Raw genomic sequence first — 12,794 nt, 5'->3', positions numbered from 1 at the left:
TATTCAATATACTTATCATCATATTTTTGCCTGCGATAACATTAAATGCTATGGAAATATGGAGGAGGTATCTCCTTATTACTATTAACAGCTATCATGAGGAACCATCATGGACATGTATGAACAGGTAATTGAACTCGCTAAAAGACGTGGTTTTTTATGGAATTCTTTTGAACTCTACGGAGGCACAGCCGGATTTTATGATTATGGTCCTCTCGGAAGCACTTTGAAGCGTAGGATTGAAAATATATGGCGCCAGTTGTACGTGATTGAAGAAGGATTCATGGAAATTGAAACACCCACAATCGGTATTGAAGAAGTTTTTGTAGCTTCCGGCCATGTGGGTGGATTTTCCGATCCGCTTTGCGAGTGTACCGAATGTGGCGAGGCATACAGAGCAGATCACCTAATTAGCGGTATTATAGAAACTGCCGATGCGCTTTCAAACGAGGAAGTTGACAAAATAATTCTAGAGCATAACATTACCTGTCCCGAATGCGGTGGCAAGCTTGGAAATGCCACTGAATTCAACCTGATGTTCCAAACAAAAATTGGTCCCGGAAGCGGACGTAACGGTTACCTGCGTCCTGAAACAGCACAGGGAATGTTTGTAAATTTCCAGAGACTTGCGAAATTCTATCGTGAAAAGCTCCCATTTGGAACAACCCAAATAGGTAAATCCTACAGAAACGAGATTTCCCCACGCCAAGGAGTTATACGTCTGCGGGAATTTACACAGGCAGAAGCGGAGATTTTCATAGACCCCTCTGAAAAAACACATCCAGAAATTGCACGTTTTGAAAATGATGTCCTTACACTTTACTCACAGGATGCACAGAAAACGGGTAAACCCGAATCAATGACAATTCGTGAAGCAATCGACAACAATATCATTGCACACGAATTCCTCGCATACCAGATTGCACTTGCTAATAATTTTCTGCAGCGCATAGGAATTTCCCCGGATAAACTCCGTTTTAGGCAACATCTGAAAGACGAAATGGCTCACTATGCTATCGATTGCTGGGATGCCGAGATCTGGATGGAGCGGTTCGGATGGGTTGAAACCGTAGGAATTGCAGACAGAACCGATTATGATCTGATGGCCCACGCCAAGATGAGTCAGGAAGAGCTTGCAATCTATAAGGAGTACGATCACCCCAGAATGATCAGGAAATTTGTAGTTAAGCCGGATATGGCAAAACTTGGACCATTATTCCGGAAAAAAGCAAAAGCAGTTGCTGATGAGCTACAGAAGCTTGATGAAGAATCTCTGTCACAGGAAGAGATCAGTGTTATCGTAGAAGGTGAGGAATACAAGATACCATCCGAACTCATTACTTTTGAAGAAGTGGAAGAAAAAGTTAGTGGAGAAACTGTCGTACCTCATGTTGTCGAACCATCCTATGGTATTGACAGGATTTTCTATGCATTGATGGAACATGCTTTTAACACCGAAAAAGTTGCATCAGATGATGCAGAGGAAGAAGAAAGAACAGTCCTGAAATTAAAAAGCGAAGTTGCACCGATTCAGGTTGCTGTGCTACCCCTGATGGGCAAAACAGAGCTATCTACACCTGCAAAAGAGATCGTCAGGAAACTAGCCAACCGCGGAATCCTTGCATCATATGACGAATCCGGGACTATCGGAAGACGATACCGCCGTAATGATGAAATCGGAACACCGTATGCAGTTACCATCGACTATGACACACTTAAAGACAATACGGTGACAATTCGCGATCGCGATACAATGAAGCAGGTCCGTACTTCAATAGATACACTTGAGAATACACTTTTCGAACTGATTCATGAGAAAATCAGGTTTGAGGACGCAGGCGTCCCTCTATAATAGTTTTAGCTCCCCTTTCCAAAACATTAAAAGGGGAAATCCCCTATTTTTTATAAAAATGCTTTCTGCGAGACCATGCAGTACATAAATCATCCATTAATCAAACCGGACACAGTTGAACAACGACTCTACCAGCTTGATCTGACTTCCCGTGCACTATCTTCCCCGACACTTGTGGTCTTGCCCACTGGACTGGGGAAAACAATTGTCGCACTTCTTGTTATTGCTTCAAGACTTGAAAAAGTAGGAGGCAAAGCCCTGGTACTTTCGCCTACAAAACCTCTTGTGGAACAGCACGCCGACTTTTTCCGTAAGGTCATGAACCTTCCAGAAGATAAAATTCTCACATTTACAGGCATTATCCCACCATCCAAAAGGGAAGAACTATGGAAAAACGGGAAGATAGTTGTATCAACACCGCAGGTTATTGAAAACGATCTTCTTGCAAAACGTATTGACCTAAGAGAAGTTTCTCACATTACATTTGACGAAGCACACAGAGCTGTGGGAAAATACGCTTACACCTACATATCTGAGCGTTACTTCAAGGAAGCTATAAACCCGCTAAGCCTTGCGATTACTGCAAGCCCTGGAAGCACTGATGATAAAATAACCGAAATATGTAAAAATCTTCATATCAAAAATATTGCAGTAAAAACTGAAGAGGACTCTGACGTAACTCCGTATATTCAGAAAAAAAACATTGAATGGATTCAGATCAACCTACCGGATGAGATGAAAAAAATTAAAGACCTGTTGAACAAAGTGCTTGATGACAGGTATAAAAAACTTGCCGATCTCGGGATTCGTACACCATTTGGAAAAAAGACATCCAAAACAGAACTTCTTGCACTCCAGAGAAAAATGCAGGGAGAAATACGAGGAGGTAAACCGGATCCTACTGTGTTTAGTGCATTATCAATTATTGCAGAAATCATGAAAGTGAACCATGCCATAGAAGTTACGGAAACACAGGGAATTGAAGCCCTTGACAAATACATGGAAAGGCTTGAGAATGAAGCCGGCTCAAAAAACGCAAGTAAAGCATCCAGAAGACTTGCAGAAGATCTTCACATACGACAATTATATCACCGCCTCAAGGAATGTGGATCTGAACATCCAAAACTTGAAGCAGTAAAGAAAATTGTAGCTGATCAGCTTGAAGAAAAACCAGATTCCAGAGTGATTGTCTTCACAAATTACCGTGATACAGCAGAAATTGTTACAGCTGCACTGGAAGAAGTGAGTGGCATTTCCCCTGTCAAGTTTATAGGTCAGAGCTCAAAGTACAAAGATAAGGGACTTACACAGAAACAGCAGGTTGACATTGTAAGCAGATTCAAGCAGGGTAAATATAATGTTCTTGTTGCAACATCCGTAGCTGAAGAAGGTTTAGACATTCCATCCACGGATCTTGTACTATTTTACGAGCCGATCCCCTCGGAAATACGCAGTATTCAGAGAAAGGGACGTACCGGAAGAAAGAACGAAGGCAGAGTCGTTGTCCTTGTTACAAAAGGAACCCGGGATGAAGGTTACTACTGGAGTAGCAAGCGAAAAGAGAGAAATATGCAAAACAGCATTCGAATGTTGCAGGATTCAACTGGCAACACCGCGGAGGAATTAAAGACACCTGTAGAAAAGCAGCAAAATCTGACAGATTTTGAATACAAGGATGATATTCAAGTTATTGTAGACCAACGTGAGATCAGGAGCACAGTTGCACGCAATCTGGAAAAAATAGGAGCAAACCTCATCCTGAAAACCCTTGAAGTAGGAGATTATGTTGTCAGTGACAGACTTGCCATCGAGAGGAAAGATACCGGAGACTTTCTGAACTCACTCATTGAAGGGAAATTATTCGAGCAGATTTCAAACCTTTCCAAGGCTTACAAAAAAGGAATCTTGATCCTTGAAGGAGATGGATTGTTCAGCAGCAGGATGATAAGTCCTAATTCCATACATGGAGCATTACTCTCCATCAACCTTGACTTCGGAATCGACGTTATTTACTCAAGAGATGCGGAAGATACTGCTTCCCTGATTTACCTTGTTGCAAAACGCGAACAGGTAAATGAGAAAAGACCAGTCCGCGCACATGGGAAAAAGACTGCGCGTCTGCTTTCGGAACAGCAGGAATACATTGTATCATCAATCAATGAAATAGGCCCTGTTGCCGCAAGAAACCTGCTAACACATTTTGGATCCGTGGAAAAAGTAATGTCTGCAAGCGAAGAGGAACTTCGAAAGGTAAAACTCATTGGACCAAAAACGGCTGCAAAAATAAAAGAAATTGTTTCCAGTGAATACAAGGCATAATTAGATTTTTTTTACACGTTCAGCAAGGGTCAGAGTTCGTTCGATTAAATCAAGCCTTTGTGCCAGTTTGCTGATATCACTTTCCCCAACCAGCTTTAACGCAATATCTTCAATATTGAGCAAAAGAACTTTTTTAATATATTGGAATTCAACATCCTTTGTAGAAACTGTAGAAGAAACCACATCATTAACAGCAGGTTTCTGTAGCTCAGTGGACTTCACGGAAGCAGAAACTTCTTTTGATGAAGTGGATTCAACTCCTGCAGGAGATGTCGTAGCAGCCGATGATTGAGACGATGCAGAAACAGGTTTTTCTTCATTAGAGGCTTCTTTAGATGAAGTAATCGGTTGCTCGCCAAAAGTACTGCAAACAGGACATAATATTTCACCATGATAACGGAAAAATGGAGCCCCGCACACATTACAATGCTGTGCAAGCATGGTCCCCCCAGATTCCAATAGCCTTGAGATCTGTTTGACTTTATAGTTGTCATCTTTTATGCTTTCAGAAACTACCATGTGACAACTTATAATGTGCCTAGTATATATTCTTTATTTGACTCTGTAGAAAACCTATTTTTAAATACAATTTAGTTACTAGATTATTTATAAAAAGAATGCACCCATATTTGTTTGATCAAGAAAACACAAGGGATTAATGGTGTTTTGTTCCAGATTTAAAATCTGGAACTTTCAATTAAATCAGAGAGCTTTGTTAATTAAGTCCAAAATTCAGCTTTAGGAGTGCTTTCTTCACTGAAGATGGGAGTCTGCCGCACTGTATCTCTTTCATTTGATCCGGAGATATTAACCTGATAGCCGTTGACATGAGTGTATCGGATTTCATGAGGTTATCCATTAATTTACGTATATATACAGCGGTTTTGATCTCAAGTCCCATTTGTTTTCTCCAGCGATTTTCATACTCTTCAAGCCTGCATTTCCCATTCAGGTGATCAGCAGCCACTTCCCCGGCAATCTTTCCTCCGACCATAGCCGTAGCAATTCCTCCACCGTTTGTTGCAATAATTTGCCCTGCAGCATCTCCTGCAATAAGAGTGTTTTTTGTTGCAGTTTTTGAAGGGGCACCCCCAACCGGCACAAGTCCCGCTACAACAGAAATTATTGTACCTCCCTCCAGTTTTTTGGAAGCCTGTGGATGTTTATGCATAAAGCGATTCAGGTAATCCCGTGCACACATATTTTCATCAAAAAGTGCTTCCCTTACACCCACTCCAATGTTTGCATTGTCATCTCCTTGGGAAATAATCCATGCATAGCCTCCTGGAACGTAGTTTTTTCCAAAATACATCTCTACAGCATCCTTGTCAACCTCAACCCCGGAAACTTCATATTCGAATGCTGTTCCGACCCCCATAGGGTCACGTTTCCTGACCAGACCTCTGGATTTTCCAACAAGGGAATTGGGTCCGTCAGCCCCAATAAGGACTTTGAAATTGTAATTAGCTTTTCCAAAAATTCCATCTGTAATGACGGTATGTTGGCTAATTTCTGTGACATTAGTCCCGATTAGGACTTCAGCTCCTGCTTTAGCCGCTTGTTTTACGAGATATCTGTCGAATTTACGTCTATCTAAGGCATCGCCTTCGACTTTAAAACCTTTAGAATAACCATCAGGAGCAATAAATCTCTGAAAACTTGTTGATGTGTGAACACATGATTTCGAGTACTCGAAAAGCTGATATGGGAGTTCGGCATTTGGCAGTAATTCCCTTAGGGTCTCTTCATGTGTCAGGAAACCTCCACATTGTAGGGGAACACCAATATCCTTTTTCTTATCTATCAAAAGAACGGATGCTCCCGATTGCGCCGCATAGGCAGCAGCAGTTGCACCTGCCGGACCTGCACCCACTATTACAACATCATATTCGTCAATTTGAGACATTTGGATACCTTTGAGATGAAATTTTTTGGGGACTGCTTAGATTCCTCCGCCGATTTGCATCAACTCAAATTCAATGTCATCCGGTACTTTTACATTGAATACAAAAATCCTGTAGCGTAATTTCTTAGCTTCCAGAATTGCATTTTTCTGCTGCGGATTAAGTGAGCCTTCAGCAGATGCAATGCAAAACATTTTATGATCGTTCATTGCAAGAAAATCAAAATTATCAGAGTATGCATTCAGGAAATCCACAAGATCTTTCAGTTCATCCCATCTTTTACACATATGTATGCTTTTGGTCGCAGAATTCTCCACATGCCAGTCCTTGCTCATGTACGGGTATTCTCTGTACTGATCCTCGATATCTTCATATGCTTTGAATATTCGGTCCACATCTTTTTTCAGGTTAACCCACTTCCAATTCATCTCTGAAAAATATTTTTCAGCCAGTATCTGCGCAATTTCTGTTTTGTCCTGACTATTAAGCTTCAATTTTTCACCTCGTTAGAAAACATCATCCTGCTCATAACTTCTGTTAAATTGGAGTGCAATTTCGGCTTTTTTAAGTTCCATTCCAAGATAGCCTGCGTGATCAAGTTTGCTGATCAATCCCTCACTTATAATAGAATCGAGAACCTCTGATGCATTTTTACCAATTATGGTAGCCCTCTCATGTTCTGCAACAATATAGCCCCTGCCCTCAGGATCATGTGCGATTCCTATCCTAAAAGGTCCTTTTGGATCAAGCTCCCAATAAGTATTAGGTTTTGCTGAAATGAAATTTTCCGGTATTTCTCTTTCTTTTCTTTTTCGTTTTTCTTTTATGCAAAATAAATCAAAACCGAGATCTTTCGGGGGACTCTTGCGGATTTCTGCAAGCTTCATCATTGCAGCAGCAGTTTTTAGTTCTGAAATGGAACCCTGTGTTTTGTCGCTGTATTCTGGAGTGAAAAGAATTGAAGAACCAATGTCTGCGGCAATTGTAGAGAGCAGGGCATTGATTCCTATAGAATCTGCGTCAAAGAGTTCGGTAACGTTTCCCGCTCCAAAGAAAAGGGGTATCCCTGGATATTGTTCTGCAACATTTTTGTATCGAATAATCGATTCCGTGAAACCATGACCTGCTGGATCAAGAATCGGGTCAGCAATGATTTTTTTGATCCCGTATTCCCGGCATTTTTCCATATTTTTTATAAGAGTGTCACAGCTTTCACCCGGATCAGGTATTACAACCACAGCGATCTCTTTTTCTGCTATGTGCTTAGCAGTTGAATCAATATTTGAACTGTTCAGGCTTAGTACAAGATCAACACCATTTTCCACTGCGCAAATGATGTGCTCGGCAATTGTTGTATCTATACTTAAGGGTCCTTCCGTAACTTTTCGTGCTATCTGGACTGTTCTCTCGACGTCCTCAACCGAGCTTGTCATTGAGATGCCAAGATCGATAATATTCGCTCCTTCTTCAAGAAAATGTTTGATTTTTTTCCTGAGCTCAACCTCATCCATAGATGCGGCATCAACAATCTCCGCCATGACTTTCATGCCGGAATTTCCTCCGATTTTAAGATTCCTGAGATTAAATACAGAGGATGCATTATCTTCCAGATCATGTAAGGTTTTCAACGCTTCTTCTTTCCTGATTCCATCAATCAATTCACAGGCAGGTATTTCTGTGGAAAAGGTTATTTCATCTGCATACCGGATTACGGTGTCCAGATCATATGCATGTTTTGAACCACGATAAATGGGGCAGCCTATTTTGTTGGCAACGCCGGAGAAATCTCCAGATACAAGTCCGGGGACAAGCAATATATCGAATTCGCCGGATCGGTGGTTCTTCATGTATGCATCCAGAAGTTTGCCGGGAGTTATGAATGCTGCAACCTCGGTGTCAATTAGCAGGATTTCAGCGTTATTGCCAACGGCATCTTTTACTGTATCTATAGCAAGATGACCTGTGGCTATCAGGATATTCATGAGTATAGAAAGTTCAGTGAAGATAAAAAAAGTTATTCCAGCCGAACAGGGAACCGTCCCTATCCGGCAAAGGAATTTTAGTTTATTATATCAATTATAGAGCCGCCGTTCCCGGAGTTGTTGATTGGTTCAACAATTGCACGCTGCCCATTCTTTACACGTGTGTAGCTTCTTGATGTGTTGCGCACAGGATTCCTTTTTTCGACAATATCTGTCTGGTATTGAGGACCAAGCACCTGTGCTGACTGCACTCCTGTCATGATGGCCATTACCCTGATCTTTCCTTCATAGTCATCCCTTATCCTTGCTCCCCAGATTACATTTGCACTGGGAGCGAGTTCATATGTAAGGGAAGATGCAACTTCTTCTGCTTCCTTGAGGCTGAGGTCAGGTCCGCCTGTGATGTGTACAAGGCTTCCGGTAGCACCACGATAGTCAACGTCAAGGAGTGGGTGATTCAGGGCTGCCCTTACAACATCATCACTCTTATCCTGGTTTTTGCTCTCGCCTACAAGCATTACTGCAACACCGCCGCACCCCATGATTGCACGAATGTCTGCATAGTCAAGGTTAATCAGGGACGGTTGAGTTATTGTTTCTGTGATACCTTTAACGGTTTCAGCGATAAGCTGGTCCATTACTGAAAATGCCTGCTCAATTGGTAGGTTGGGCACGTATTCCAGCAATCTGTTGTTGTCAAGCACAATTACGGTATCAGCAGCCCTGCGCAATTCTTCAAGTCCTTCTTCTGCTTTGACTGTCCTTGCACGTTCAACACGGAATGGACTGGACACCATTCCTACTACAATTGCTCCCTGCTCTTTTGCAATTTCTGCAACCACTGGAGCAACACCGGTACCTGTTCCTCCGCCCATACCGGCTGTAACAAAAACGAGATCGCTGTCCTTGAAGACTTCTTCAAGTGTTCCACGAGCGAGATCCGCAGCCTTTGCACCGACTTCGGGATATCCACCAGCACCAAGTCCACGTGTTAATGTTTTTCCAACAAGGATTTTTTTATCGGCACGAATATGGTCAAGATGCTGTTTGTCAGTATTTATTGCAATGGTTTCAGCGCCTTCAATGCCGATATTATAAAGTCTATTGATGGTATTGTTTCCAGCTCCACCACAACCAACAATGGTTATTCTTGGCATTCCGAATCCAAAATCATCTTCATCATCTAATACTTCTCTAAACTGCTTTTCCTGTTCTGTTAGTCTTAAAGCTTCCTGCACTATTGACTGCATGTGTTCATCCCCTCTTAGAATACACAAAAAAGTCTGTTATGATAGGGCTTCTATCATCTCCGATCTACGAAGAAGCTTTTCACCCCGCTCATCAATTAATTCTCTTACTGCTGTCCGAATTGCTTCGCTTGCAGATGGAAATTTACCCTGCGCTACCATATAGCTAATCATATCAAGTTGCTGCTCCGGCAATCTGATTGTGATCCTTTTCATGATAACACCGTATGTCCGACAGTAGTCAGCTTAAAAGACGACGGAAAGCCGACATCCATCTGCAATCCATCAGTCTATAAAATCTGACTTGTGTCTTACCTATCTTTTATACATATTTATATATAAGACTATCGACAATTGTCGGAAAGCACATAGTCACTGGTGTGTCGGATACGTATTTTTATATTCACTTATTTAAATAATTACTTACATCGATTATTTTGATTATTCTATCAAAAGGCGTAATGCAGTTATCTCATAATTTTCCTGAAATCGAGGGTAACGATCAAATCCAGATTCTGTCAAAATCCTTAATATTCTGGCACGAACTTATTTAAAAATATTATCAAATGTTGTTACACGATATTGTATTATGCTAAATTATTTTAATAATATAGCTTTTATTTAAAAATAATTTGTGAGAAACGTTTGCTAATTATATTGCACTGCTTGCTGATCGAGAGTACTATATTACGCAAGGTTGTACTTTGAATTCCTCATAAAACATTAAAAGATATAATCCCTTTGGATCAATTTTTCTCAATTTATAATTTATATCGGAAAGCATACGGGTCATATGCTTCCCCACAAATTAAAATCACATCAACCCATAAACAAGTTTGATAGCCATTATCCACAAAACCACAGCAAACATCTGTTTGATTGTTTCTGATTTCATTTTGCTATGCATTAAATGTGAACCTACCTGGCCTCCTATGAATGCAGCTATTGCTGTATAAATCATGAGATTCGTGTCCAGATGTCCTGTAGTCAGATGACCAAAAAGCCCTGAGAAAGAAGAGAACAATACAATAAAAGCTGATGTGGCAGAAGCACGTTTTGCTCCATAGCCAAGTGCTATCAAAACAGGGACTATGAATACGCCGCCACCAATTCCAAGAAGTCCTGCAATAATACCAATTACAAAACCTAGAAAAATACCAATGGTTAAACTCTTCCTATTATCTGTAGAGATGGATGAAATTTCAGATTCTGTATTTTTTCCCCCAGAGAATAACATTCTTACTCCGGCAAAAACCAGCACGGCACTGAGTATCCATAACAATATTTCAATGGGGACAAACTTAGTAAAGTAAGCACCAATAGGTGCTCCTATAATGGAAGCTATTACAAAAGGAGCTGCTACATGGAAGTTTATCATTTTTTTCCTGTAATACGTGATTGCTGCTGAACTGGTAGTTATACCATTGAGAAGCAAGGCGGTAGGTATTGCTATGAGCATATCGATGCCAAGCCAGTAAAATAAAGGTACATATACCAGGGATCCACCTAGACCGAGCATTGAAAATATAACGGCTAAAAAAAAGATAATTACAGCAATTACGATGACATCCATGCAACCAAATCCAGATGTTATTACAATGGATTAAATAGGATTTAAGTGCAATTGCACTTAAATCTGATGCACCTTTTCCAGGCATGGTCGGCAGACTATCTCGTCGTCGAGCACACGTGCATATTTTTCGATCACCATTTCTTTACATTTGGAACACTGTACTCTTTTGAATTGAACCACTGGTGAATCTACTTTGTAGTCAAAAACTTCGCTGACTTCAATGAAATCAGAATCTGGCATTGACATAATCATATTGATTGCTGGTTGTGAGATTTCAGTGGGTACTTTTGATGCAGGAACACCAGAACTCCTTTGCTGGATGAAAGGAGATTTCTCCATTTTAGCAAACAATTCAGGTAGTGCATGTACCCTAACTGCCTTGTTATCTTTAGTTGAGATAAGGGTCAGTGCAATTTTACCAGCATATGTTTTCTTGATATTTCCTTTTCCAAATGTACATCCTGTAGCAACCTGCACTCCATCTCCAAAACAACCGGCACAGTGTGCATCACCTATTTCTACAAGGGCCATAAGCTCTCCATCTTTTGCTCTTGATACACCAAGTTTTTCCATGGCTGCCCAGGCAAGTCTCAGTCCAAGTGGCATTCCTGGACAACGGTGTCCATGGAATTTGAATCCAATTTCAAGCGTTTCATCTTTACTCATTTCCATATTTGATATCTCCATTGCTGATTTGTAAGATTGTGGGGTTAGCCCACAAAACATCTAATTTACAATTGTTTTACCAGTACTTAAAAGTAGTGGTTTCAAATAAATTTGAAACATGGGGGATATTATATGCCATCATGGAACATGATATTTTACAAACAAGCCTACTCTCACATAAATTGCAAGTGTCTTGAATAATATAGGCCAACAAGTACGATAATAGGTGCAGTATTTTCTTACCTTTCTAACTCACGGAAAGCTTATTGACAATTCTCTTATCCTTGATACAGAATAGACTAGAAGTATCGAAAAAACATTATAGACAAAGTGGTTGCAAATACCAAAGATATGATTATCGGACCCTGTGCGGCCAAAGCTATAGGAATAAGCATACCAAAGAAGAGTACAGCACTGAAAGGGCAAAATGAAACCAAGCAGAAAAAGGCCCAAATACACTTTATTTTCTAATTTTTTCCCAGTGTGTACTGATTACACCATATCCTTTAAAAGAAGATATACCAATAGTAAGTACATGAAGCCCCGGGCGTGATTTGAACACGCGACCTAGTGATTACAAGTCACTCGCTCTGCCAGGCTGAGCCACCGAGGCGTATTGAACTACCCCTTACATACAGATTATAGCAAATAAATTTTATGCTTGCTTGCACATATATAGCATTCATGTGGCATGAAATGGCGCGTATCGGAAGCAAGCTTGTAAACCACGGGTTGGTTGAATCGAATTTTGGGAACATCAGTGTCCGAAAAGGTGAAAATTTTATAATCACCCGCACTGGTTGTTTTCTCGATGAAATTACTGAAGATACCGTTGTGGAAGTACCCATAGATCGCAATTCCTTTCTGGACAAAATCGCCTCCTCTGAAACTATAGTACACCGGCAGATCTATCGCAATACCGATGCAGGAGCAATTATTCATGCACACTGTCCGTACTCTGTCATTCTTTCCTTGCTTCAGAAAGATAGCAGCATCTCGCCAATTGACAGTGAAGGAGTTCTTTTTCTTGGAAATGTCCCGATTATCAGAGGTAATATCGGAAGTGAAGAACTGGCTGAAGCAGCTTCACGGGCTCTTTTAAACCATCATGGAGCTATCATCTATAGTCATGGAACGATTGCCATCGGAAAGGATCTTGATGAAGCTTACGTATTTACAACCCAGATAGAACATTCATGTAAAATACGATATTTTTATGATCTGGCACGCAAATAACGGGTAAATGCTATT

At 40.8% G+C, this 12,794-nt stretch carries 11 protein-coding genes and 1 tRNA gene; 3 read left to right on the top strand and 9 right to left on the bottom strand.

Annotated features, from left to right (window positions below; genetic code table 11):
* Positions 1-109: 109 nt before the first annotated feature.
* Together glyS and PWQ49_RS06695 are read left to right on the top strand one after the other, a co-directional pair.
* Positions 110-1,852: a glycine--tRNA ligase gene (glyS, locus tag PWQ49_RS06700; protein ID WP_300609236.1), complete on the top strand. Its 1,743-nt coding sequence runs from the start codon at positions 110-112 to the stop codon at positions 1,850-1,852.
* Between the two features lie 75 nt (positions 1,853-1,927).
* On the top strand, positions 1,928-4,171 hold the full coding sequence (locus PWQ49_RS06695; RefSeq protein ID WP_300609234.1) for a DEAD/DEAH box helicase: 2,244 nt from the start codon (positions 1,928-1,930) through the stop codon (positions 4,169-4,171).
* Here the strand turns inward: PWQ49_RS06695 and PWQ49_RS06690 are convergent, their stop codons facing one another.
* The 9 genes from PWQ49_RS06690 to PWQ49_RS06650 all read right to left on the bottom strand — a co-directional run bounded on the left by PWQ49_RS06690 (position 4,172) and on the right by PWQ49_RS06650 (position 12,156).
* The gene (locus PWQ49_RS06690; protein WP_300609232.1) at positions 4,172-4,690 is read right to left on the bottom strand and encodes an Sjogren's syndrome/scleroderma autoantigen 1 family protein; all 519 of its coding nucleotides are present in this window, start codon (positions 4,688-4,690) and stop codon (positions 4,172-4,174) included. It abuts the gene before it with no gap.
* Positions 4,691-4,886: 196 nt separating this feature from the next.
* Complete coding sequence (locus PWQ49_RS06685; protein ID WP_300609230.1) at positions 4,887-6,077, bottom strand: geranylgeranyl reductase family protein; 1,191 nt, start codon at positions 6,075-6,077, stop codon at positions 4,887-4,889.
* Between the two features lie 36 nt (positions 6,078-6,113).
* Positions 6,114-6,569, bottom strand: coding sequence for a hypothetical protein (locus PWQ49_RS06680; RefSeq protein ID WP_300609229.1), 456 nt, complete (start codon positions 6,567-6,569; stop codon positions 6,114-6,116).
* A gap of 12 nt (positions 6,570-6,581) precedes the next feature.
* Positions 6,582-8,057, bottom strand: a complete 1,476-nt coding sequence (locus PWQ49_RS06675; RefSeq protein ID WP_300609227.1) for a dihydropteroate synthase-like protein — start codon at positions 8,055-8,057, stop codon at positions 6,582-6,584.
* Positions 8,058-8,134: 77 nt separating this feature from the next.
* On the bottom strand, positions 8,135-9,307 hold the full coding sequence (gene ftsZ, locus PWQ49_RS06670) for a cell division protein FtsZ (protein WP_300609225.1): 1,173 nt from the start codon (positions 9,305-9,307) through the stop codon (positions 8,135-8,137).
* 36 nt (positions 9,308-9,343) lie between these two features.
* Complete coding sequence (locus PWQ49_RS06665) at positions 9,344-9,520, bottom strand: type II toxin-antitoxin system ParD family antitoxin (protein ID WP_300609223.1); 177 nt, start codon at positions 9,518-9,520, stop codon at positions 9,344-9,346.
* 598 nt (positions 9,521-10,118) lie between these two features.
* Complete coding sequence (locus PWQ49_RS06660; protein ID WP_300609221.1) at positions 10,119-10,877, bottom strand: sulfite exporter TauE/SafE family protein; 759 nt, start codon at positions 10,875-10,877, stop codon at positions 10,119-10,121.
* 57 nt (positions 10,878-10,934) lie between these two features.
* The gene (locus PWQ49_RS06655; RefSeq protein WP_300609219.1) at positions 10,935-11,549 is read right to left on the bottom strand and encodes an FmdE family protein; all 615 of its coding nucleotides are present in this window, start codon (positions 11,547-11,549) and stop codon (positions 10,935-10,937) included.
* A 533-nt stretch (positions 11,550-12,082) separates the two neighbouring features.
* Positions 12,083-12,156, bottom strand: a tRNA-Thr gene (locus PWQ49_RS06650).
* A gap of 71 nt (positions 12,157-12,227) precedes the next feature.
* Here PWQ49_RS06650 and PWQ49_RS06645 point away from each other — a divergent pair.
* Positions 12,228-12,779: an aldolase gene (locus tag PWQ49_RS06645; protein ID WP_300609217.1), complete on the top strand. Its 552-nt coding sequence runs from the start codon at positions 12,228-12,230 to the stop codon at positions 12,777-12,779.
* Positions 12,780-12,794 lie beyond the last annotated feature (15 nt).

The sequence above is a fragment of the Methanohalophilus sp. genome, from assembly GCF_030156785.1.
In the GTDB taxonomy this organism is placed as follows: Archaea; Halobacteriota; Methanosarcinia; order Methanosarcinales; family Methanosarcinaceae; genus Methanohalophilus.
Note: the sequence above shows the minus strand (reverse complement) of the source record. Positions and strands in the feature narration are given on the sequence as shown.